The organism is Mucilaginibacter sp. P1_D10, assembly GCF_056406215.1.
In genome coordinates this window covers 401,289-426,920 of record NZ_JBFUAP010000004.1, presented here as the reverse complement: position 1 = coordinate 426,920, position 25,632 = coordinate 401,289, and the positions used below count along the sequence as shown (strand labels likewise).

At 45.6% G+C, this 25,632-nt stretch carries 14 protein-coding genes and 1 pseudogene; 2 read left to right on the top strand and 13 right to left on the bottom strand.

The window, feature by feature from the left end:
• Position 1: 1 nt before the first annotated feature.
• From AC1DYT_RS08610 to AC1DYT_RS08600, 3 genes are all read right to left on the bottom strand, one after another.
• Positions 2–2,371 (bottom strand): ABC transporter permease, encoded by a 2,370-nt coding sequence (locus AC1DYT_RS08610; protein ID WP_477469215.1) that lies wholly within the window; start codon positions 2,369–2,371, stop codon positions 2–4.
• Between the two features lie 291 nt (positions 2,372–2,662).
• Positions 2,663–5,086, bottom strand: coding sequence for an ABC transporter permease (locus AC1DYT_RS08605; RefSeq protein ID WP_477469214.1), 2,424 nt, complete (start codon positions 5,084–5,086; stop codon positions 2,663–2,665).
• A gap of 177 nt (positions 5,087–5,263) precedes the next feature.
• Positions 5,264–7,681 (bottom strand): ABC transporter permease, encoded by a 2,418-nt coding sequence (locus tag AC1DYT_RS08600; protein ID WP_477469213.1) that lies wholly within the window; start codon positions 7,679–7,681, stop codon positions 5,264–5,266.
• Positions 7,682–7,928: 247 nt separating this feature from the next.
• Here AC1DYT_RS08600 and AC1DYT_RS08595 point away from each other — a divergent pair, with 247 nt between their 5' ends.
• Positions 7,929–8,144 carry a hypothetical protein gene (locus tag AC1DYT_RS08595; RefSeq protein WP_477469212.1) on the top strand — a complete coding sequence of 72 codons (216 nt, stop codon included), beginning with the start codon at positions 7,929–7,931 and terminating at the stop codon, positions 8,142–8,144.
• A 29-nt stretch (positions 8,145–8,173) separates the two neighbouring features.
• Positions 8,174–8,428: pseudogene (locus tag AC1DYT_RS08590) on the top strand (type II toxin-antitoxin system RelE/ParE family toxin); the annotation flags it as partial.
• A 77-nt stretch (positions 8,429–8,505) separates the two neighbouring features.
• Here the strand turns inward: AC1DYT_RS08590 and AC1DYT_RS08585 are convergent.
• The 10 genes from AC1DYT_RS08585 to AC1DYT_RS08540 all read right to left on the bottom strand — a co-directional run bounded on the left by AC1DYT_RS08585 (position 8,506) and on the right by AC1DYT_RS08540 (position 25,612).
• Positions 8,506–10,875 (bottom strand): ABC transporter permease, encoded by a 2,370-nt coding sequence (locus AC1DYT_RS08585; protein WP_477469211.1) that lies wholly within the window; start codon positions 10,873–10,875, stop codon positions 8,506–8,508.
• 155 nt (positions 10,876–11,030) lie between these two features.
• Positions 11,031–12,050 (bottom strand): DUF4097 family beta strand repeat-containing protein, encoded by a 1,020-nt coding sequence (locus tag AC1DYT_RS08580; RefSeq protein ID WP_477469210.1) that lies wholly within the window; start codon positions 12,048–12,050, stop codon positions 11,031–11,033.
• A gap of 169 nt (positions 12,051–12,219) precedes the next feature.
• Positions 12,220–14,610 (bottom strand): ABC transporter permease, encoded by a 2,391-nt coding sequence (locus tag AC1DYT_RS08575; protein ID WP_477469209.1) that lies wholly within the window; start codon positions 14,608–14,610, stop codon positions 12,220–12,222.
• 242 nt (positions 14,611–14,852) lie between these two features.
• Positions 14,853–14,984 carry a hypothetical protein gene (locus AC1DYT_RS08570; protein ID WP_477469208.1) on the bottom strand — a complete coding sequence of 44 codons (132 nt, stop codon included), beginning with the start codon at positions 14,982–14,984 and terminating at the stop codon, positions 14,853–14,855.
• A gap of 112 nt (positions 14,985–15,096) precedes the next feature.
• Positions 15,097–17,250, bottom strand: coding sequence for a glycoside hydrolase family 31 protein (locus tag AC1DYT_RS08565; RefSeq protein WP_477469207.1), 2,154 nt, complete (start codon positions 17,248–17,250; stop codon positions 15,097–15,099).
• 1 nt (position 17,251) lies between these two features.
• A complete protein-coding gene (locus AC1DYT_RS08560) occupies positions 17,252–19,831 on the bottom strand; it encodes a glycoside hydrolase family 95 protein (protein ID WP_477469206.1) in 2,580 nt (859 codons plus the stop codon).
• A gap of 1 nt (position 19,832) precedes the next feature.
• Entirely contained in the window at positions 19,833–20,678 is an 846-nt protein-coding gene (locus tag AC1DYT_RS08555) for an SMP-30/gluconolactonase/LRE family protein (protein WP_477469205.1), read from the bottom strand.
• Between the two features lie 28 nt (positions 20,679–20,706).
• The gene (locus AC1DYT_RS08550; protein ID WP_477469204.1) at positions 20,707–22,761 is read right to left on the bottom strand and encodes a glucosidase family protein; all 2,055 of its coding nucleotides are present in this window, start codon (positions 22,759–22,761) and stop codon (positions 20,707–20,709) included.
• Between the two features lie 26 nt (positions 22,762–22,787).
• Positions 22,788–24,389, bottom strand: coding sequence for a glycoside hydrolase family 28 protein (locus tag AC1DYT_RS08545; protein WP_477469203.1), 1,602 nt, complete (start codon positions 24,387–24,389; stop codon positions 22,788–22,790).
• 2 nt (positions 24,390–24,391) lie between these two features.
• Entirely contained in the window at positions 24,392–25,612 is a 1,221-nt protein-coding gene (locus AC1DYT_RS08540) for a glycoside hydrolase family 88/105 protein (RefSeq protein WP_477469202.1), read from the bottom strand.
• Positions 25,613–25,632 lie beyond the last annotated feature (20 nt).

Here is a 25,632-nt window from a genome sequence, read left to right as displayed (position 1 = left end):
GTTATTCGCTCCTCAGATTCCTCACCGGATTGGTTACCGCTGCCTTTATGGCTTGCCAGCTTACGGTTATTAATGTCACCGCAAGGCTGATGAAGATGGTTGCCGCAAAAACCCATATGCTCATACCGGTGCGGTAGGTATAGCTTTGCAGCCATTGCCCCATAAAATACATGCTGAAGGCCGCGCCAGCCACAAAGCCGATAGTAACCAACACGATGAATTCTTTTGACAAATTAAACCACAGGTTGCGGACCGATGCGCCTAATACCTTGCGGATGCCGATTTCTTTGCGGCGCTGCTCGGCAGAGAAAGATGCCAGCCCGAACAGGCCAAGGCAGGATATTACGATAGCCAGCACCGTAAACGAGTTGGTAAGCTTGCCAAGTAATTGCTCGTTGCTGAATTTCTCGTCGTACAGCTCATCAACGAATTTGTAATCGAAGGGGTATTCGGCGTTGTATTTTTTGTAAACCGTTTCCAGTTTGGCTAACGCTGCTGATACCGACATGTTTTTATTGAGCCTTAGGCTAGCGGTGCCTGCCCAACCCTTCATAAAGCCGATAATGGCCGGTTTGATAGGCTCGGACGCCCTCCCCCAGATAAAATCTTTCACCACGCCTACTACTGTGCGATTGGCTCCTTGCCAAAAGACGATAGTGCCTACAGGTTCTTTAAGGCGCATCAGTTTCACTGCCGATTCGTTCAGCATAATGGCTGTAGTATCTGAAGGGCGGCCGATATCAAAATCGCGTCCCTGCAATACCTTTAAATCGAACGTTTTGGTAAAATGATACGTAGTAACCATCTGGCTGATGGGAAGTTTCTCCTCGCCCGGCAGTTGACCCGGCCATGTGATGCCCCAGGATGAGCCGCCATCATGAGTAATAGTATTCGATGTGCTGGATGCCTCGGTAACCGCGCCCGATGCAATAGCATCGTTGCGGAAGCTCTCGAACTGGTCGTATATTTTGCCCACAAGCGAAAGCTCTACCAGGCCATCCTTGTTATAACCTGTAGGTAGGTTTTTGATATAGTTGAGCTGTTTGTAGATAAGTATGGTAGATAAGATTAGTCCCGTGGCGAACACGAACTGCAGGGTAACCAGCACCTGCCGTGGCCTAAGTGTGGCCTTGCCGGCATTATTGATGCCCTTGAGCACCTTTACCGGCCTGAAGGATGACAGGAACAAAGCCGGATAACTGCCCGCAATAATGCCGGTTATGAGCGTTACACCGAGCCCTGCAATCCAGAAGTAATTGAGGTTGTAAGGGATAGAAAGGTTCTTATGCGTCATTCCGTTGAAGAAATCGATGGATACGTGCATAATCAGCAGCGCTACCACAAAGGAGATGAAGGACATCAACAGCGATTCGCCCATGAACTGCCAAACGAGCGAGAGGCGGCTTGCCCCTACTACCTTGCGCACCCCAACTTCGCGGGCCCGGTTCTCCGACCGGGCGGTAGACAGGTTCATGAAATTGATGCAGGCGATAAGCAATATGCCTATGGCCAACACCAGGAACAGCCTTACGTAGGCAATTTGCCCGCCAACGCTTACCCCGTTTTTGAATTCGCCGTACAGGTGCCCGTCAGAAAAACGGGAAAGTATCAGCTTGTTTTCTTTGTCCTCGGGGTTGTGTTTGCGTATAAGGCCGGCCAACTTTGCATTAAGCCGCTGCATGTTAGCACCTTTTTTTACCAGCACATAGGTGCGCAACGAAAAATTTCCCCAGTTGGTGCCGGTTTTCATCCAGGGCAAATCAGCCTCCAGCATTGCCCAGGAACCAAGTGCCTGGAATTTCCGCGAAGAATTAGGCGGTAGATCCTTGATAACACCGGTAACAGTTACGGTGCGAGAATTATCTATTTTCACCGTCTTACCCATCGGGTCTTCGTTCCCGAAAATGGTTTTTGCGCCTTTTTCGGTTAACACAATTGATGAAAGTTCTTTAAATGCGGTGTTTTTATTCCCACGCACAAATTCATAGCTGAAGATATCCAGGATAGATGGATCTGCAGATAGCATTGGTATATTGATCGATTTTTCCCCGTACTTAAAAAGGTGATCGTCGTGCCAGTTGGTGCGGGCGGCTTGTTCTATTTCGGGTAAATCGGCCAGCATCGCGCCCGCAACGGGCGATGATATAGAACCGCTGGTTTGTATCTCGCCATCGGCAGGCTGGTTGCGCAAAACCGAGTAGATGCGGTCATCGTTCGGGTAAAATTTATCGAACGTAAATTCATTGTAAACATATAGCAGCAGCATAAAGCTTACGGCCATACCCAGGCCTAAACCACCGATATTGATAAAGCTATACAGCTTATTTTTAAACAGATTGCGAAAAGCAATTTTTAGGTAATTGTTAATCATAAGGTATAAATTCTAAAATCTAAAGCCTAAATTCTAAAATTTAAGCCTTAAATCCAGAAGTTTACTTTAAAACCAATACCAAACTATTAAATATCTTATTATCAGATATTTATACAATACAATCAAACCATGCACTGTACGTATGCGTAACAGCTATTGTACGGTTATGATACAGTTGCTGATTAGAGATCGGAGGACGGAGATTAAAGGTTAGGTTTTAAGATCTCATTAAAACACAAAAGGTTAGTTCAACCAAGAACTAACCTCTAATCTTTAACCTCCAATCTCTAATTATTCATTCTTCAAGCTAGTAACCGGGTTAGCCAGTGCGGCTTTTATCGATTGGAAACTGATGGTTATAAATGCTATGGCAATGGCACCCGCTGCTGCTGCTGCAAGGATCCACCATTTTACGCCATCCTGGTAGGCAAAGCCGTTAAGCCACAGCTGCATAAAGTACCAGGCTAGCGGCGTAGCGATAAGGATAGCAATCAATACCAATTTTATAAAATCTTTTGATAACATACCCACTATAATGCCTACGCTGGCGCCCAGCACCTTGCGGATGCCTATCTCCTTGGTGCGCTGCTCGGCGGCATACGCTGCCAGGCCAAACAAGCCTAGACAGGCGATGATGATAGCCATGGAGGTAAAGGCGATGAATATGCTACCGATGCGTTGCTCGGTACGGTAGCTGTTTTCGAAATCTTCATCCATAAAAGAGTACCCAAATTGCTGATTTGGTGATATAGACTGCCACTTTGCTTTTATTTGTGCCAATACAGCGGTAGCGTTGGCGGGGTTTAAACGCACGCTTAAAGCACCCGAGTTTTGACCGTATAAAAACGCAAGCGGCGATATGTTTTCGCGCAACGAACTGAAGTTGAAATCTTTTACCACGCCTATTACATGCAGTTTTTTTAGTTTCTTCGCCATGTTATCCACGGGCATATAAAGCTCGTTATTCAGGGCATCTTTGTAGCCTAGTATCTTAACGGCTGCTTCATTAAGTATCACGGCCGATGAATCGGTCTTCATCTCTGCAGAAAAATCGCGGCCGTATTTTATCTTCATGCCCATGGTGCTTATATAATCTTCATCAACATCCCAAACACCGGTAGATACCGCATGCTTAGTATCTAATGTGGGGCTCTGGAACATCGATGTGTTGTTACGCCAGCCGCCGGTTGGTATATAGCCCGTTAAGGTTGCGTTTTTTACACCCGGCAGGCGTTGTATCTCCTGTTTGAATACTTTGGCCTGCTTATCTAAAACTTCTGTATTGTTTACGATGAGCACCTGCTCGCGATCGTAGCCAAGGTCTTTACTTTGGATAAACTTAAGCTGGTGGTAAATTACCAGCGTGCCTATAATGAGCAAAATAGAAATGGCAAACTGGAACACCACCAAAAAGCTGCGCAGCATGCCGCCCTTAAAGCCGGAAGATAATTTACCTTTTAACACGTCTATCGGTTGGAATGCCGATAAAAAGAAAGCTGGGTAAGAGCCCGCCAGGCAGCCAATCACCACTACGATAACAAGTAATGCGGGTAACAGCCAAACAAACGTGGCGCTTGTAAATGCCAGTTGCTTATCGGCCATTTGGTTGAATACGGGCAAAAGCAGCCATGCCCCTGCAAGGGCTATAATAGTGGCAGCAAAGGTAACCAAAATCGATTCTGACAGGAATTGCGCAATAAGCGAACTACGCGCAGAACCCAACACCTTACGTACGCCAACTTCGCGGGCGCGATTGGATGAGCGGGCGGTAGAAAGGTTCATGAAGTTTACGCATGCTATGAGCAATATAAAAATAGCCGCTGCCGAAAAAATATACACGTACTGGATATTGCCATTAGCGCCCAGTTCAACTTGCGCGTTGGAGCGGAGATGGATATCCCTTAGCGCAACCAAACTAAGTTTAAAGTAGCTGCCATCCTTTTCAAAGTCGCTAAAACTCATGTGGGTGGCGGCTTGTAATTGCCCGCCAACGTATTTTTCCACAAACGGAGGGAATTTAGCTTGAAGCGCCTGCGCATCGGCTCCCTGTTTCATTACGATATATGTATTGAAATTATTGCTGAGCCAGGCGTTTTCCTTGCTTTCGTCCAGCCCGCTCATCGCCAGCAAGAAATCGTAATTGAAATGCGATTGCTTAGGGATATCCTTGATAACACCGGTAACTTTGTACAAAATGCTATCATTAAAGGTAAGCATTTTGCCCACTACGTTTGTGCTATTGAAATATTTCATCGCTGTGGTTTCGTTTATTACCACGCTTTTAGATTCGGTGAGTGCTGTTTTGGGGTTGCCTTGTATCATGGGCAGGGTGAATACATCAAATACGGTGGAGTCCACGTAAATCATGCGCTCTTCCTGGATGTTCTGCCCGTCTTTTCTAACCTTGAACCCGCCACGGCCCCTAAAGCGCACAGTTTGCTCCACTTCGGGGAAATCGCTCTTTACGGTTTGCGCAAGCGGCGCCGGCGATACCGCGTACTGGCTGGTTTTCCCGCCGAATTTGATATCGTTATTTACACGATATATCCGCTCGGCTTTAGTACTGTAGGTATCATAACCCAATTCGTCTATAACATAAAACACAATAAGCATGCACACGCAAAGCCCCAGGGCAAGCCCCAATATGTTGATGGCCGTGAAGCCCTTATTTTTCATCAAGCTCCTGAAAGCCGTTTTAACGTAGTTTTTAAACATATTTTTTTGATTTCACCGATTTTAAAATTGATTCACCGATTACACAGATTCTTTGTTCTTGATTCTTGTTGTCTTGAATCTATATCTTATGAGCATTACAACCATCAAACCATTTACCCCTATCCTATCGATTGATATAAATGGCTTTTATTTATGACTACATTTTTACAACCCAGGTTACTCGTTTTTTAAACTTTTTACCGGGTTGGCCAAAGCGGCTTTTACCGACTGGAAACTTACCGTTACAAAGGCTACAAGTATGGCTATGAGGCCGGCCAGCGCAAACACCCACCACGATATATCAATGCGGTAAGCAAAATCCTGTAGCCATTTGTGCATGGCGTACCAGGTTACCGGTACCGATAGCACTACGGCAATACCCACCAGCTTTAAAAACTCTGCCGATAGCATGCCTGTTATAGTGCCCGATGACGCGCCTAAGACCTTGCGGATGCCGATTTCTTTTACCCTTTGCCGTATGCTGAACGCTGCCAGGCCGAACAAGCCAAGGCTGGCTATCAAAACTGCAATAAGAGCAAAAGCGGTGAATATCTGGCCCGTGCGCTGCTCTGAACTGTATAGCGCGGCGTATTGCTCATCTAAAAAGGAGTAACTGAAAGGCGCGGTTGCACGGAACTCGCCCCATTGTTTCTTAATATCCGTTAAAACGCCCGAAACATCTGCCGAGTGCACTTTTACCGCCATCAGCATATTGCTTCGACCGGGGATAAACATCAACGGCCCGATTTTTTCCTTAGCCGATTTGTAGTGGAAATCTTTCACCACGCCTACTACCTTAAACTCGCGCTGGCCAGATCGTACGATGGTTTTGCCTATCGGGTCGGTATTGGCCCAGCCTAAATCGCGTACCAATGCCTCGTTAACCACCACTGCCGATGAATCTGCCGGTTCTGTTGACGAGAAGTTACGGCCCAAAGCCATTTTTATACCAAGGGTAGTGAGATAACTATCTTCTACATGGAAAATGTTGGTGTGTATCTCTTTATGTTCTTGCTTATCGGTAAATTCCTTCGCGTATATCTGGGTGCCATCCATATTGCTGCTACCGGGCACGCTGCCGGTTACGGTGGCGTGGGTAACCCGCGGGTCGCGCAGGAGTTGCTGCTTAAAGGCATCTATGTTGTTGCCAAGCGAGTAAGCGTCGTTTATCACCAAAACCTGCTCTTTATCGTAACCGAGCTTAATGTTCTGCATATAGCCCAGTTGACGGTACACCACCATAGTAGCGATGATTAACGAGGTGGAGATGAAGAACTGGAACACTACTAAGCCGCTGCGCAAGAAATTGCGCTTAGCCGGCCCTGCAGAAGTATTGCCTTTTAACACACTCAATACCTTGAATGATGAAAGGAAGAATGCCGGATAGATACCCGCCAACACGCCTACGAACAGTACCAGCAATACCTCTGCCGCGATAGATGTTTTGCTGAGGAACAAATCAATCTGGAATTGCTTGCCCGCCAGGTTATTGAAATATGGCAGGGCGAAGTACACCAGCACCAGGCCTATGGCCATTGCCAGAGCAGTAATAACCACCGACTCGGTAAGAAATTGCGATATAAGTGAGCTTTTTAATGAACCCATCACTTTACGGATACCTACCTCTTTGGCACGCTTTACCGAATTGGCGGTTGAAAGGTTCATGAAATTGATGCAGGCCAGCAGTAATATGAAGGCCGCCAGCGCACTGAAAATGTACACGTACTGGATATCGCCGTTTGGCTCTATCTCGAATTTGGTAGCCGAATGCAAGTGAATATCGGTAAGCGGCATCAAAAAGAAGCGAAATGTGTTCACCGATTTTTGCGCTTCGGCGAGGCTTATGCCCATATCATGCTGAATTTCGGGCGCGGCGTATTTTAAGGTTAAAGCGGGCAACTGCGCTTCTATTTTTTTAGGGTCGGCACCATCGTTCAGCAAGAGGTAGGTGTATGAGCTGATATTGCTCCAGGTTTCGTGTTTTGCGGGATAAGTGGACTTGCTGATAAAGGCATCGAAATGAAAATGCGAATTGGCGGGGATAGCATCTATAACGCCGGTCACCTTTAAATCGCGTTCGCCCTGCATAGTGAGCGTTTTGCCGATGGCTTGCTCGCTGCCAAAGTATTTTTTGGCAGTTTGGATGGTGATAACCACGCTATTGGGCTCTGTCAATGCATTGTGGCCATCGCCCTGTATCAGCGGCAGCGAAAACATCGCCAGGAAATTGGAATCGGCAATGCTGAAGTGCTCTTCCTTAAAAAGCTTTTCGTCATACTTTACGTAGACCGAGCCCCTGCTTCTGATACGGGTAGAAGCCTGCACGCCGGCCACGTTGTTTTTGATGCCCTGCCCCACGGCTTCGTCTACCAGCGCAAAATCGGTAACACCGCCATTCTCGGTTAAATGAAGGCCTACGCGGTAGATACTTTTTGCTTTGGCGGGGTAAGTATCGTAGGTAACTTCCTGGTAAATATAGGCGCTGATGAGCATGCAGCAAGCCAGGCCAACAGCCAGGCCGAATATATTGATGAAAGAGAAAACCTTGTTCTTGGTAAGGCTTCTCCAGGCGATGGTCAAATAATTCTTTATCATAAGGCGGATAAATTCTAAAATCTAAGGCCTAAATCCTAAAAAGGATACCAAATAAATAAATAACTGATTATCAATTCACTATAAAGACTTTTACAATAGTGTAGTGTTCGCCTGTGTAACAGTAGTTGTTCGGAAACGATACAGTTTTTTGGGTGAATAGTAAAATAGAGTGTGGTGAATAGTTAGTAATTCTACTTCTTTGTTTGTTTAGTTGATTATAAGTAAATTCGTAATAAAATAGGACGATATGGAAATTGTGATAGATCTTGACAAGATAAAGGATGCCACCAAAAAAGAATGGCTCATTAACTCTTTGAAGTTAATGCATATTGGGTTCGATACACAAGAAAAACGCCAGACTATTGAAGAATACAATGAAGACCTGGAACGTGGAGATGCTGAAATAGAACGTGGAGAGTTTATAACAGCCGCTGACTTAAAGGCAAAAATAAGTAAATGGTAGTAATTTGGAGTTAAGGTGCAGAAGTTGAATTAATAAAAGCTTATGATTATATTTCTCTTGATTCGCCACAAAATGCGACACTGGTATTAAATACTTTGGTTGATTTAACTCTTGAGTTGCCTAAACATCCTGAAAAATATGCGCTGGATAAATTTAAGAGAAATAATGACGGGAGTTGGGGGGCTTTTGAAAAATACAATTACCGTATTTCGTACCGCATCTTAAAAGATAAAATTCGCATAGCTCGTTTGCGTCACACAAAAAAATCCCCCTTAAAATATTAAGAATCCGTGCTATAGCAAGAAAAAAAACCTGAGTCAAACAATATCAACTCAGGTTTCAAAATTTATTGTTTTAATCCCTATTCACTCCTTAAACTCTTCACGGGATTAGCTAAAGCCGCTTTTATCGCCTGGTAGCTTACGGTTGCAAGGGCAATGATAACGGTTATCAGCGCAGCTGCAACAAACATCCACCAGCTTAAGGTAATGCGGGTTTCGTAATTCTGTAGCCACTTGCCCATCCCCCATATAGATACCGGTGTTGCAACGGCTATAGCTATGGCTACCAGTATCAAAAAGTCTTTAGAAAGCAATGTGGTGAGATTGAGAACCGTAGCGCCCAGCACCTTGCGCACGCCTATTTCTTTTACCCTTTGCTCGGCTGCATAAGCCGCAAGGCCGAACAGGCCGAGGCAGGAAATAACAATGGCAAGCCCGCCAAAAAGGTTGGCCAGGGTGGCCATCAGCTTTTCGTTCTGGAATTTCAGCTCGAAATCGCTATCCACGAATTTGATGGTTGGCGGGAAGAAGGGGTTCACCGCCTTCAGCGATTTGGTAATGGCATCGATATTAGCGGTAATGCTGCGGGCGGGGTTCAACCGCAAATCTATCACTACACCGTATTTACCCGCATATTGGGTAATCATGGGCCGGGTTTTCTCATATGGCGAGCCCCAAACAAAATCTTTATACACCCCCACTACAGTCAGGGGCCTGTCGCCATATTTTATTTGCGCGCCTACCGGGTTTTTCGCATTGATTAGTTTGGCGGCGCTTTCGTTTATCATCACGGTAGTACCGGCGGTATCAGCTGCATTGCCTTCAGAAAATTCGCGGCCCTGCAAGAGCTTAACGCCTGCGGTTTTGGTAAAATCATCGCCGGCCTGAAACACATCGAACAGTATCTGCTGGTCGTCGCGTTTGCCGGGCCATCTGATGCCCCAGGTATTGTTGCCCGATTCGGTAATGCTTTGCGAAAACATAGTAGCGTTGGTTGCTGCGCCGCTGCTTTTTAAATCATTGATGAAAACCTGTGCGTTCTTTTGCAGGTCGCCTTCTATGGGTATCTCCACCATGTTATTTTTCTCGAAGCCTACCGAGTTGCTCTGCACATACTTGATTTGCCTGTAGATTACGATGGTGGCCGTTATCAGAAATACGGCTAAAGAAAACTGCAAAACCACCAGTATCTTACGCAACGGCAATGCCGATGTACCACCTTTAAACATGCCCTTGAGCACCCTGATGGGTTCGAAAGAGGATAGGTAAAAGGCCGGGTAACTGCCTGCTATAAGTCCGCTTAGCGCGCCGGTGCCTATGATGAACAGCCAGGCGTAGCCTTCTTTGTATGGGAGGACTAATTTTATCCCCAGCAAATCGTTGAAATAAGGCAGGCTGAGGATAACGATAATTACCGCAGCCACAGTGGATAGCATCGACAGGATAACCGATTCGGTAATAAACTGGCTGATAAGCGAGCCCCTGCCAGAGCCGATAGCTTTGCGGATGCCCACTTCCTTCGCCCGCTCTTCTGACCGTGCGGTAGAAAGGTTCATGAAGTTTACGCAAGCGATGAGCAATATGCAGATTGCCAGCGTGATGAACAGGTGTATCTGGCTTATCATCCCTCCCACGTTTTTGCCGTCCTCGAATTTTGAGTACAGATGCAGCTTGGCAAAGGGGTATAAAAACAGTACGTTCTTATTGCCGTCGTTATGGCGGCCCACCATCCCTTTCATGATGGTATTTGCGTGAGCCAGGCCTTCCGGGCTTTTCAGCTGCACCACCGTGCGTGCGTAATTACTGCCCCATCCGGAGGTTTTGGCCCAGGGGTTAGCATCTTCGAACATCGCCCAGGGCATCACGAATTCGAACTGGAAGGTAGCATTGGAGGGTACATCTTCTATAACGCCGGTAACCGTTAAAGGCAACTGGTTATTGCGCTTAACTATTTTGTTCATCGGGTCTTCTTTGCCGAACAGCGTAATCGCAAGTGATTGTGTAATCACGATGGAATTGGGTGTTGCCAGCGCCCTTGCCGGGCTGCCCTCAATGAATTTGTAGGAAAAAATATCGAAGAAACCGTTATCGGCAAAAAGGCCCTTCTTTTTAAAGTTGTTATCCTTATAGCTTAGCAAGCCCTCGGCGGTGTAACTGATAACCCGCACAGAGCGCTGCACCTCTGGTATTTCAGCTTTTATAGCTGCCGCTGCCTGGCCGGGCGTTGCGGCGAATGTGTACGTTTTGCCGTCGCCGGGTTGATTATTCTCCACCAGGTATATGTTCTCTATATTCTTGAATTGCTTATCGTAATTGAGGTGGTAAACCACATAAAGCACCAGCAGCAAACAGCTTGCTATGCCCAGTGCCAGCCCGCCGGCATTTAAAAACGAAAAGCCTTTGTGCTTAACAATGCTTCTCCACGCAATTTTGAGGTAATTTTTAAACATATAATCTTTGGTTGATAGTTCATGGATTATGGTTCATGGTAGTTCATAGATGTTAGTTCATGGTTCATGGTAGCTGCAAATAGTTAAAGTTCATAATTCATAGGAGTAACATTCTTCCTATGAACCATGAACTATCATCTATGAACAATAAACTACTAGTAGCTTACGGTAACATTGCCGTCGCCGCGCACTTCAACGGGCGAACCGCCGCCGTTTACTTTGCCTACAACGTGCTCTTTATCTTTCTGGCCTTCGAATGTACCTGTGCTGGCCAGGCTTACGCGGTCGCCGTGTACATCCAGGTTAAAACCTTGCTTGCCGGGTAATTGAAGGTCTACATGACCCGAGTCGCCGTCTATTTTTACGTATTTATCAACACGGGTCATCTGCACGTGTATGCTGCCTGCGCTGGTTGTAGCGTTTACGCTGCCGGCTATGTTAACCAGGTTAACGCTGCCGCCCGATGTGCCTGCAATCAGTTCGCCATCTATATTGTTGCCACTTACGCTGCCGCCGCTGGTTTCGGCTTTTACGTAGCCTTTTAGGTCCTGTAGTTTTACGCTGCCACCGCTGGTTTCCAGTTTAAGGTGGCCCTGGCAGTTACTTGCAGTGATGCTGCCACCGCTGGTTTGCAGGTCGATATCTTTGCTGGAGTTGGCCACGCTGATGCTACCGCCGCTGGTTTCGCCTTTTATCACACCCGCAACGCCGGTGATGCTAAGGCTGCCGCCACTGGTTTCGAACTCTTGATTGCCGGTTAGGTTAGCTATACTGATGCTGCCACCACTTGTATTGAGGTTGGTTGATGTAGCTTTGTTTACATAAACCCTAAAACCAATGCTCAGGCTTTTGCGCCAGTTGCTGATGTTGTGCTTCTGTTTGGCCGTGGCATGCAATTCGCCATCGTGCACGCTGATATCGAGCGTGTAATCTTCATCAAGGCGTTTCTTGATTTCGTCTTTGCTCAGATTCCGGTTATTGTTGTCTACGATATACACTTCTATACGGGGCTCTTCGCCGCCTTTTACAGAAATGCTGCCGCCGCTGGTGTTAACGAACACGTTTTTCACGTTATCGGCCGCCAGTGATTTAGTGAGATAAGGCGTTTTGTAGTCCTGTGCCGATGCCAGGTAGGCTGGTGAAGCCAGCAGTAAAAGGATGAGATATTTTTTCATGATGTTTAGTTTGTATAATAGATGGTTATTGAAATTGATTAGTTGCACGGGATTAGACAAAAGATTTTAAGAATCAAGAGTCAAGACTTAGAAATTTGCAGTGCTTTCTTGCTTCCTATTATCTTTTCTCTTGTTTCTTGTCGTCTTGATTCTTGCCTCTGCCTCCGCCCTACTCGCTCTTCAAACTTTTTATCGGGTTGGTTATAGCTGCTTTTATTGATTGTATGCTGATGGTTGCCAGTGCTACGAGACATGCGCCGCCGCCTGCCAGCGCAAATACCCACCAGTTAATGGTTATTTTGTATTCAAAATCCTGCAGCCAGCGGCTCATGGCAAAATACGCTATGGGGCAGGCTATTATGGTAGCTACTATTACCAGCTTCATCAGATCGGTGCTTAGCAGGCTAACGATGCTGCTGACGCTGGCGCCCAACACTTTGCGTATGCCGATTTCTTTGATGCGCTGCTCGGCGGTAAAGGTTACCAGGCCAAACAAGCCCAGGCAGGCTATGCTGACGGCCAGCACCGTAAATATCAGTAGTATGCTGCCCTGCTTTTGCTCGGTTTGGTATTGCGCAGCAAAGTTTTGATCGAGGAAGTGGAACTCGGGTTTTTCTTCGATATCGAAATCGGCGTAAACTTTGGTGATATAAGCTAATGAAGCTTTTATATCGTTTTTGCCAACGCGCACATAAAGGTTGTCCTTATCGTTCGCATCCTGCGGTAGGCCCATCACCAACGGCAATATTTTATGTTGGAGCGAGTAAGTGTTGAAATCTTTCACCACCCCCACTATCGTGCGCATGATGGGTTTGTGCTGGTCGTCTTCGCCTAATTTTACGCGTTTGCCTATGGGTGTTTTCCACCCTAACCTATTCACCAGCGTTTGGTTAACGATGATGCTTTCGTTAACGTCGTTGGTTATGTCCTTTGAAAAATTACGGCCTTTATCCATTTTGATTTGCATGGCGGGGATAAAGCCCTCGTCGATAACAAGTTTTTGTACAATGAAAGATTCGGACGCGGATTTTCCGTCGGGTTCGGTAGTGAAACCGCCGCTGTTGAGGTTATTGTTGCCAATAGGGTTACCGGCTGTAGCTACATCCTCGATATTGGGGTTCTGCATCAGCTGCTGCCTCAACGCATCTACCTTTGCCCTTACCTGTTTGCTGTGGATATGGAAGGTAAGCGTTTGGGCCTTGTTAAAGCCCAGGTCCTTATTCATGGCGTAGCTTAGTTGCTGATAAATAATGCAGGAACCAACTATCATTACGATGGTTATGACGAACTGGAACACCACCAGCGATTTACGGAAGAAGATGGTTGCCATTTGGTTGCCCAACTGACCTTTCATGGCGTTGATGGTGCCGAAGCCCGACAGGAACATGGCGGGGTAAATGCCGCTTAAAACACCGGTGAATAAAGAGAAGCCGGCGAATATGGCAACCGTTTGCACTGTGCCGAACTGCATCAGCAACAAGGTTTTGCCCGATAGTTGATTGAAATAAGGCAACGCGAACTGGATGATGGCCGCGGCGATAAGGGTGGCGATAAAGGTAAGCAGGATAGATTCGGCAAAGAACATGGTGATGAGCTGCCCCCTGTCTGACCCGATTACCTTGCGCACGCCAATCTCTTTGATGCGGATAGATGAACGCGCGGTAGCCAGATTTACGTAGTTGATAACTGCAATGATTAATATAAGCAATGCAGCAATGGTAAACACGTAAATGTAAACGATATTGCCGTTGCTGCCCAGTTCGTAACCCAAATTAGAGTGCAGGTGTATGGAAGTAAGCGGCTGCAGTTCGAGGTTAAACTTCATTTTGCCCATGCCCTTCTTTAAGTATTTGGTGAAGAAAGTACCGCTTGCCGCTTCTATCGCGTTTTTGCCTTCAGCGTCTTTCAAAAGCACGTAGGTGTACACGCTCGAATCGTCCCAGGCACTGGTGAAGCCTTCGGGCATGGCACGCAGGGCCTTAAAGGTAAAGTGCGAGTTAACGGGTACATCGGCGATAACACCTGTAACGTAGGCTGGTTGACCTTCGATATTAACGGTGTTATTCATGGCCGATTCCGCATCGCCGAAGAGGGTTTTGGCCAAAGTTTCGGTAAGTACGATGCTTTGCGGCTTGCTCAACACGGTTTCGGCATCGCCCTGTATAAATTGGTAACTGAATACCTTAAAGAAAGCATTATCGGTGAACATCATGCTGCCCTCGTTCACGGTTTTTTCGCCAACGGTAATCTTACCGCCGCCTTCGGGATCTATCCTGATGGCTTGCTCTACCTGTGCAAAATCTGATTTCAAAGCAGGTGCATAAGGAGCTGATGTTACGGCAAAATCGAACTTGCCGCCACTCCAGGTAGCATGCTGCGTAACGCGGAAGATGCGGTCGGCTTTGGTGTTGTAGCGGTCGTAACTCAACTCATCGGTTACGTATAGGGCAATCAGCCAAAAGGCCGCTATGCCAACAGCAAGGCCAAAAATATTGATGAACGAAAAAGCTTTGTGCTTCTTCAGGTTCCTCCAGGCAATGGTAAAGTAATTCCTAAGCATGATGTGGTAGTTTGGTATAGCTATAGTAAAAGATATACCAAACATACAAAACACTGTTTATAAGTACGTTACAATATCATTGCAATTATACTCTGTACGCATGTGTTACAATGAAGTGTTCGGTTATGATACAAGTGGGGAGATAGAATCAAGATTATTAGAATCAAGAGACAAGAAATAAGAAACAAGACAGTTAGAATCAAGGGTAAGAAAGAAGATTGGCATTTGCATCTGTTCTAACTTCAAAATATCGACGAGATATTCACAATGCGGCCCCTACCGGTTTGTGCTATCGCTTCACCAAAAACCTGAGTAGGGATAATGGTTCCGCAGGTGTTGAGGTCTATGACGGTTTTCAAACCGGCTATGTTCATTTTTAAAATATCCTCATCGGGCTGTAAAACACCCTGCGGTATATTACCCCCTGCCCGATAACGTTGTAGTTGTCATTCCTAAAGAAGAACTACAATGTTTTTTATCAAAAAGCTATAATTCTGTCATTGCTTTGAAAATCACGTTCCCAACATTATCTGGTTTCCCCTTTAATGCCGGGGTAATTGTACCTTTTAATTTCCCGTTTACTTTACTCACCACAATCTTCCGGAAGGTATAATTGCCCTTTTCATAGTCATACGTTTCTCCGTCATCATCATATAAAGAATAAGTACCCGGTTTGCTGCCATAATACCTCACCTCCAGGTCAACCTTCTGCCCTGCTTTAGGCGCGTGCAGCATTACCGGCATCATGGGTATAATGCCGCCGTCCTTTACATAAACCGGTATTTTATCCAGACCCGGTGTAACGTTGATGACTTCTCCGTCACCTGCATACTTCCCGGTATAAAAATCGTACCATTTACCCTTTGGCAAAATCACTTTTCTGCTGGTTTGCCCGGCAAATATTGGTGCTACCAGCAAATATTCGCCGGCCATATACTGGTCTTTAACTTCTTTGGTAATTGCCTCTTCATATGGGTTTTCCTCCAGGTTTACTTTTTTGTTTTCATTTTTGGCGTCTCCTCCAACAAAGCCATCTTCCAGGTACATGGCCCTGAAAGGCGGGATGCCTTCAAAGTGATATTTGGCAAATTCGCTATACCAGTAAGGCATCATCTGCATGCGCAGGTTGGCCATTGTTTTTACCTGTTCGGCAACCTCCGGAAATGACCATGGCTTGGTACCGCTGGCCCAGGCATTGATCATAGCCATAGGCGAAAAAACGTTCGACTGAAACCTGCGTAACCATTCCTCGCCGGTTTTGGAAGAACGTACTTCGGGCGTCCATAACACACCTGCAAAACCACTGTTTACCAATGCTGTTATAAAATCGCGGTGATCGTAATAATCGTTATAGATAACATAAGGAAATGAAGAGCCACCACCATTTGAAGCGCGAACCAGGCCAAATGTGCGTTGATTACGTTCATGGTAAATTTCGCTGGTGTAGCGCTGCATCATTAAGCCATACGTCTGGCGCATTTGCTCTGCATCGTGGCCCGAGGGGAGGGTTGCAACATCGGGCCATAAATAATTGTCCCCGCCATCAACTTCATCCATTTTATAGCCGCTGATGCCAATATCTATTTTGCCTTTTTCCAGTTCGCCAAAAAATATCTTGCGTGCTTCGGGCATACTTATATCGGGTATTATGCCGTTCCAAACCGTATGCGAACCACTGTAAGGTAAAATACTTTTATAAACCGGCGCCTCGGGAGATACATAAGGATTGGTCCATAAATTGAGCCTGATATTCTTTTTCAGCATATCCTGTATAAAACTTTTAGGATCAGGGAACCGGCTTGCATCCCACTCAAAAGTACAGGGGTATGATTTACTTTGCCAGCCTGGTTCAAGCCCGATAAAATCCAATGGATAACCTTTTTCCTCAAATGCCTTCGCTTCAGCAGCTACACCCTCCGCGTCGGTTAAACGCTGCATGCGCTGGGTAAATCCCAGGCCCCAGCGCGGTGGCAAACAACCACCGCCATTTAATAAATTATAGCGCCTTACGGCATCCAGCATAGTGGGACCAGCAAATACATAGATCTCTACGCCGGAGGCAGGCACCAACATTTCCACACCATCTGAATATGGATGCGAGCTCCATGTTTTATCAAGATTCCTGTCTTTTACATCGGGAGCTACTTTACTGTCTCGCCTTACTGCTGTACCTGCATATACATTGATGTACCTGGCCGAGTTGATAAACACACCATATCCGTTGGATGACACATAAAAGGGCGTGGGCGCATGGGTGCGCCCATTATCCTTGCCGGCATAATTGTCAACATGCAGCGTAAGCACTTTACCGCGCTGAAATACAGTCTGGAAATTTAAACCGAAACCAAACAACTGCTCTTTTTTTTCCAATGGAAAGCGCAGGTAAGTTTTACCGCCCTGTACACTGCCTGTAATTTCCTGCTGTGGCAAGGGGAAGGCGGCCTTTGGCATTTGCGCTAAACCGGCATGATAGGGTTGTACCCCTGCGACTTTCAGCAGGTCAAATTCTTCGGGCTTACCTATAATGCCTTTCCATATTCCGGGTTCTACTTCCGTCCAGGTGATAGATTGCGCGTAGAGCGTTCCGGTGAAACTCCAAAACAAACAAACCAGCAAAAAGCCTTTTAAATTTATTATCATGTTAGTTAGGTATAGTGGTATAGGTTTTACCTTTTTCTGTAGCAAAGTCAATTATATAACCTTTATTAAAGGATAGATCCGGTAGTTTGGCATCATCTGCCCTCAGGTAAACCGGTGTTACCGGTGGCGTAACTAAACTATTTTTGTTGATACCTGTAGCCGCTTTACTGCTTACCTCAACCACTTTTACAGGTATCGGGGTTCGTAGGCGGCAATTGCCTCCAATGTTCGATTTGATCAGCGCTCTACTCAATTTTCCTTTTTTCCAGTCGATGGCTACCTCAAAGTTTCCGCGGGCCTTGATGCCTTTAATGCTGCCATCGGCCCAGGCATCGGGCAGGGCCGGTAACAATTCTATTTCACCATCCTGGCTTTGTAATAACATTTCGGTCATACCAGCCGTTCCTCCAAAATTTCCGTCGATCTGGAAGGGCGGGTGAGCATCAAACAAATTGGGGTAGGTTCCGCCGCCACTCATTTGTCCCTTTTTTTGCACGGGGTCCATATAGTTAAATGCTGCGCCTAATATTTTATAGGCATGATTGCCATCGTGCATCCGCGACCACCAGTTCACCTTCCAGGCCATCGACCAGCCTGTGCTCACGTCGCCCCTATAGATCATAGATTGTTTTGCAGCAGCAGCTAACCGGGGCGTATTAAACACAGAGATCTGCCTGCCCGGAAATAAACTAAACAAATGTGATATATGCCTATGGGTATCTGCGGTGTCATCCCAATCCTGGAACCACTCCTGTATCTGGCCGTGTTTACCTATATGAAATGGATAAAGTTTATCATATGCAGCTTTTACCCGGGCTGCAAACACTTTATCGGTACCCAATATCTCCGCGCTGCTTATACAATCCTGAAACAACTCGCGGATGATGGACATATCCATAGTAGAAGCCATACTTACCTGGTATTCCTTACCACTGATTTTAATGGTATTTTCGGGCGAGGTAGAAGGATTTGTTACCAGGTAGCCTGTTTTAGGATCGGTTACCAGCCAGTGCAGCATAAACTGTGCAGAGCCTTTAATAATAGGGTATGCGGTTTTGCTCAAAAAAAGCTTATTGCCGGTAAAAAGGTAATGATCATATAAATGAAGACTCATCCAGGCACCTCCCATTGGCCAGGCTGTCCATCGTACCGCGCTTCTGGGGTCATGGTCAAAATTACCAACGGTTGATGTTTTAGCCCAGATATCGCTGTTATGATGTTGTACCCAGCCTTCATTAATGTTATAATTTACTTTGGCTGTAATTGCGCCGTTCACGGCAAGCTCTTTCAGAAAATCAAATAAAGGTTGGTGGCACTCCGAAAGATTGGTGTTCTCGGCCAGCCAGTAATTCATTTCGGTATTGATGTTGGTGGTATAATTACTGCCCCAGGGCGGTATCACCTGGTCGTTCCAGATACCCTGCAGGTTGGCAGGCGCACTGCCCGGCCTTGAGCTGGCAATCAGTAAATAACGGCCAAACTGGTAATACAGTGTTTGTAATTGCTTATCGGGATTAGCCACACTAAAACTCCTGAGCCGTTCATCTGTAGGTTGTTTTACCATACCGGCATCTGTACCCAAATTAAAACTCACCCGTTTAAACAGGCGCTGATAATCTGCGATGTGCCTTTGCCTGAGTTGCTCGTATGTTTTTTGCAATGCGGCAAGCAAGCCGGCATTGGCCTCAATGGCCGGGTTTTTACCCTGCAACCCCGGCGACTTATTAAAACCGTTAAAGCTGGTTGCCTCGGTTAAATAAAGTATAACCTGGTTAGCGCCCGTAACCTGTAATGCATTGTTATCGGCTATCACCCGCCCGCCATCATTTTTCACTTTGAGGTTAATCTGGAAACTCATACCCTCCCCTTTGGGTTCATCATAAATTACCTGCCGTGGTTCATAGTCCCGGTTAGCCACATAACTTGGGGCTTTACCCTTTAATATCAGCGTATTATTGCCGTCATTCATAACACTAAAGCGAAGCTTGCTTTGCAAATTAGCTGTGAAATTAATAGCACCTTTTTTATCTGCCGTAATACGCACTATCATTACCTTATCCGGGTAGCTTATAAATGTTTCCCGTTGATAATGCACACCACCAGCCTCAAACCTCACTGTCGAAACCGCGTTATTTAAGTTCAGGTCGCGGTAGTAATGTACACTGTCTTTCAGGTTAAAGTTAAGCAGCAGATCGCCTAAGGGCAGATACCTCGCCGTGTATGGCCCTTGTAAATACTTTTTCCATATCTCTGCCGCTTTATCAAAATCGTTATCAAACACGGCCTTTCGTACTTCGGGCAAATGCGCTGATGCCTGTGGATTGTTGCCGGCTTCGGGGTAGCCCGACCAGAGGTTATGGTCGTTAAGCTGGTAATGCTCGTGGTTAACACCGCCAAACACCATAGCGCCGGTGGTAGCATTTCCCAGGGGCAAGGCCTCTTCCCAGGCAACGGCCGGTTTGGTGTACCAAAGTTTTAAATATGCGTCGTTGTTATTTGTTTGTGCGCTTGCAAATTCAGCGCCTACCAAACATGCAACAACTAAATATTTTACAAGAAGACGTATTTTACAAAGCCTCATATTATTTAGCTGTTGTTAACTTAAAGGCCATTACCTTTTTAGCCCAAAAGGTGGGCACATACAAAATGTGTTTCACGGCATCATAAGCCAGGTCGGCAGTATTTATCTTTTGCTCCTGTGTATCAAGCAGGGTTTCTATTTTACCATCGGCACTTACATAAAATATATGGCCCGACCAGCAGGTAACCAGGAAATCGCCATTACCAACAGGTTCAAGGCCATCACCTCCGCAGCTTAGCATGGTTATTTGTGTTAAATTACCCTGGCTATCTGCTTTCATAAATTTTTGCCCGCCAAGTATATAAAGATCTGTACCGATAGCTTTGAGCCCGTTTACACCGCTTACGTTTGTTAAAAACGTAGTTGTATGGCCATTTTCAATACGGTGTATTTTTTTTGTTTTACTATCAGATACATAAACAACGCCTTTATCATTAACAGTAATGTCATTTAAGGCTTTGGCACTATCAATAGCAATCTTGTTTTTAACCTTACCCGTATTGATATCAATAACTACAATCTCAGACAAATCTGCGGCGTACAGCTCATTACCAAACCTTCCCAGCCCTTTTGGTGCGTTTAAACCGGTTGTAAAATCAAGGTTAATGATCTTTCCATCAACAGTAAGCTTCGCTACACCTCCTTTACCATCAACTGCGTTAGGGTTTCCATCTATCTCTGATACATATAATATACCTTTTTTAAAATCCGGCAAAACTGATTCGGGAACTCTTATAACCGTATCCGTTTCCCAAAGCTTTTCCAGTTGATGTGTTTGGGCATTACTGTCATAAGCAGTAACCACCATTAAAACAGACAGGATGTATTTAAAAAGTTTGCTCATCATAGTTATATTAGTTGTTGGTTATTGATACCTATAAAATTACCGCTTGTGTACTCCCATCATTTACTTTGTACCTGGTGGTTTTGGCACCCTCTGTTATGGTAATATTTAACTTCTCCTTATTCAGCCTCGATATTTTAAGGTTGAACACGTGCCCGAAGGAATGGATATTATTTAGCGCCATTTCATTCCAGCCATTTGGCAGCCGCGGCGTGCAATTGAAGCTGTTAAAGCCGGTTGGCCGCATACCAAATAAGCCTTCGGTGAATATTCTGCAGTAAAGTCCGCTCTCGGCCGATAGATGCCTTTGGTTACCCTCGGGATAGGCTTCTACAGGGTAAGGCACGTGCTCTCCCAATAATCGCCTGCGTGAATAATAGCGCAGGTAATCCACTGCTTTTTCTGTTTTACCGGCCTGTAGCACGCCACGAAGCGCATATAGGGTGGAGCGGTCCCAAAAAGTTTCTTTGCCGGCCTCAGTAGCTAATCCGTCAGCCGTCCATAAGCGGGGCGAAAAAAGGGCATTGATGGTTCCTTCGCTCCTGTCTAAAATACCCATGGTGAGGGGCAGGCAGATCCAGGCACGCAGTACGTCATTGGTTTCGTAGTATTTGTAGGTTTTAAAGCCTTCTATGGTTGCTCCGAAGTATTTTTCGATATTACTTTTAAGCGCTGCGGCCTGTTTTAAATATGCATCTGTTTGTTCTTTTGGCTGATGTAATTGTTCACCAAGATAAGCCGCCGATATCAACGCGTCGTAATAAAGGCTGTTGGTTGACAGGTTGGCTTTACCCGATGGGAAGCGGCCTTCCAGCTCATCATGATCTGAAGTAACCACACCCTGGTCGTTTAGCTTCCTGTGACTATATTCCAGGCACCAGGTAATGAGTGGCCACAATACTTTTGCAGAATCGGGGCGACCATAAGTTAATGCATACCGCGAAGCGCCATAGGCAATCATAGCCTGATCGCCACGGTCACCGGCACCTTTCCATACGGCGTCGCCTTCGGCAACTATGGAGCTGGGTATAGGTTTGTACTCCGGGTTCATATACCTGGCAAATAGGCGGTAACAAGTCATTGCCGATAGGTTACCGATACTATCTCCGGAAAACGCAAAAAAGGGACTAATATATTCGGCCTGGTCATTTGCCCAGATGGCGGCGTAATAAGCCAGCCCGCCCGGCCCATGCAGGTAGCCTGCTTTGGTTTTGTAAATACTCTCTGTTCCCCTGATCTTGGCAAAGGAGAACGCAGTATTCAATAACGTATCGGGTGTTTTCAATTGCAGCGGCGACAAAATTGTATTTACACGTTTTTCACGGGCTTTTTCTTCTGCATCTGCATTAACCGTAATGGGTTGACCGGGAAAATCTGTTGCCAGATAATAAACCGCGAAAGTTGTATGCTCACCAGGTTGCACTATACGGCTGCCATTATTTGCAGATGCCATGATGATGGAATGGGGTCTTACTTTACTTTTAAGACTATCCGTCCTGACCTCATGCCGCAAGTATTCCATGGAAATGGTGACCGGCTTATCGGTAATATTAGTGAACACAAACTTTTCAATAACCATAGGTTTATCCACCGAGGGGAAAATACTCCGTTCAATTTTTACTAGCGCCGGGTTGCTTGTTGTCGCCTCAATCCGCATAATGCCTTTATGGCTGATGCTTTTGATATTGTACGAAAGATCGCCCGATTTTTTCCCACTGGCCAAATCAGTTTTTAACTGTCGGTTATTAATGTAAAACCGGGGCAGTCCGCTATCCTGAAAAGTATAATCAATGTGGGTACGGGTACCATCGGGCAGCATTCTGAATGTTGGGAACACCACCGTTCGCAAAACAGACGATCTGCCAGCGCTGTCTAACCCATACTGAACCCAGACAGATACTTTTTCTCCCGACATTTCGATATGATCTGTATGCGGTAACCTGCCGTTAATAGACCATTTGATACTTCCATCGGGTTGGATGGCCCATCGGTCGGTTTGCTTAGGTAAAGCACTCTGCTGGGCATAAAGCCTGCAGGGCAGTAAAAAAACTAAGCCTAAAAATACTTTGCAAATATTTGCCTTCATTTGATATTGATCATCAATGTGTTATTCTAATGCAAAACAGCTGTTCCGGCTTTCAGATCGGCAGATAGCTCAACCTTTTTTTGTATGCCGGGGATTTTATTTTCCAGGATATGTACATCACGGCTTGCATTGCCTTCAACACGCACAAATGCATCCGCAGATCCGGTTACAGTAGTATTATCTATTCGCGCCCCGGCAACATTCTCTAACCTTATTACGGCCCGGGCGCCGGTTGTTTCTGGAATTATACAGGAATTAAGCTCTATATTTTTCCCATCTTCACAGATAATGGCTGGCCGAAGATCATTATGGCTTAGGGTAAATTTAATATTGCTAATCTTTAGTCCATCCACATGCCTGGCCCAAACACCGTAGGCCGGTACCAGCGGACCAAATGTTTTTATTTCCGGATATTTATCAATGGCCTCGGGCACAACCTGCCTGGCATTTTCATTACTTCCGCCACCTGCAAGGTTTATCTCTATGTTTTCCAATACCAGGTTTTTAATATCATGCCCGGGGATACCCGTTATCAGGATACCCGATGGCGGCATTAGCTGTGCGTTATCGGCCGCTTTTGCTTTTATATTTTTGATGGTTACGTTTTCAATAGTGCCTATAGATTGCTGGCTATCCTGATCTTTACGGAATACACTTAACCTGGCACCCAAACGAATGAGTATAGGCGTTTTTACCTCAACCATGGTAATATCACTAATTTGAACGTTCCTGATATTTGCACCATCAACCGAAAGCAGCTTAATACCCCCGTTGGCTGTATCGTAAATATAACATTGTGATATGTTGATGTTCTCAAATGCCGCCATGGATTCGGTTCCTATCTTGATAGCCCCCTGGCCGCTTTTTAACCGCAATCCCGAAACAACAATATTCTTACAGGCCATTTTACTTGATGTTGTTTTAAAACACAAAGCGTCGTCGCCGCTTACCACATCACAATCTTTAATAGTAACATCCTGGCAGCCATCTATATCCATACCATCATTATGCGCTACGCCCCTGCTTACAATTTTTACATTTTTTATACTTACCTGTTTGCATTGAAAGTAATGAGATGTCCAGGCTGCGGCATAATTTAAGGTAACACCATTTATTGTTACAGCCTGGCAGCGTACAATACGCAATAAAAACGGGCGCCTGCCCCAGCGCTGCGATTCGGCGCGTGTATCGGTTAATATTTGCTGCGCTTTCAGTTTTGATCCCTGGCCATCAATGCTACCCTCGCCCGCTATGCCTATATTTTTTTTATCAACCGCAACAACAAGCGCCCAGCCAACACTTATACCAAGCCCATCCACAAAGGGATCAAGGTTTTTATAATCGTTAACATCGGTGCTGCCTAATAAAACAGCGCCTTTGTTTAGCTGCAGCGTAATATTATCATTCAGTGCGATTGTGCCTGTTAAAAACACTCCCGAAGGAATAATAACTTTACCACCGCCGGTTTTATAACAAGCGTCAATTGCTTTTTGAATAGCCGCGGTATTTAATGTTGTACCATCGCCTACAGCACCGTAAGCAGAGATATCTACATTAGCCGCAAACAAACTTAATTTACATGCTACCGTAAGGATAATGCCCAACAATAGCCTGATTAGCTTGTACATGGTTATTTTTTCCTTTCTGCTTTAAGCATTTCGGTTCCGGCCAATAATAAGGCTCCTAAACCATGTGTATCGTTTAGCTCGGTTGGCCTGGTGTAGTAAAATTTAATGTCGGTATCCATGTTGGTACCAATACAAACATCCTGCAATTCTCCGGCGGCCGTAATTTTGGTTTTTAACCCATCCCATCCTTCGCGGGCTATGGCTAAATATTTTTCATTGATCCAGCCCTGGTTTACTGCACGGGCTACAGCATAAGTGTACATAGCTGTAACTGAAGTTTCCAGGTATGAATCGGGTTTATCCAATAACTGGTGCCATAAACCGGTTTGATCCTGGTAACGGGAGTAACCCACAATTTGCCTTAACAGCAGTTTGATCAGTTCGGGGCGTTTGGGATGGTTTGCCGGTAAATTATTCAACAGTTCAACCTGTGCCATGGCTATCCAGCCATTGCTGCGCCCCCAATGACCTACGCCATTGGTTTGATCGTCAGAATAATAATTATGAAAGAAAAGGCCTGTAGCAGGATCATAAAGATATTTGTTGAAATTCTCAACCTGTTTTATAGCATCATCAAAATATTTAGTATCGCCGGTAAGCTTGCCCATCCGGGCTAAAAACGGGATGCTCATAAACATGTCATCGGCCCAAAGCGTGCCGAAACGAGGTTGGGGCCGTGCAAACGTACCATCAGCCAGGCGCATCTGCTTGGTTAAAATATAAGCTGCAGACCTTTCTAAATAGGCCTGGTAATCTTTTCTTTGCGCCAGGGCATTTACATCAAACAAACCGGCAGACATTGCCCCGCAAGCATCAAGGTTGGTGATATTGAATACCGAACCATATTCTACCCGCGGTACTGTTTTAGCTTTGTAAAGAGTTTCAAAATAATTAAGGTTATCAAAAATGAATGCAAAGTTGTGCTGCGAATATTCCGAGTATTTTTTATCCTTAAGCACATCGGCAGTTTGCACCATGCCAATGGCTAAAACACCGTTTACATAGGCCCACTTATTGTATTTGCTATCCGCTTTAATATCCGCTGACGATGCCAAACCTTTGGTCGAATCGTATTTTTCTTTGGTATTGGCATTGATAAATTTAAATGAAGTGTTTTGAATTATATTGTCGGCAACCCGGCGAACAACTTCTTCCGTATTGGCACCCTGCCCAAATGCTATCGCCGGGCAAACCATTAGTAATATGTATAAGAATGATTTCATAATGAGGTATCTGTTTTAAA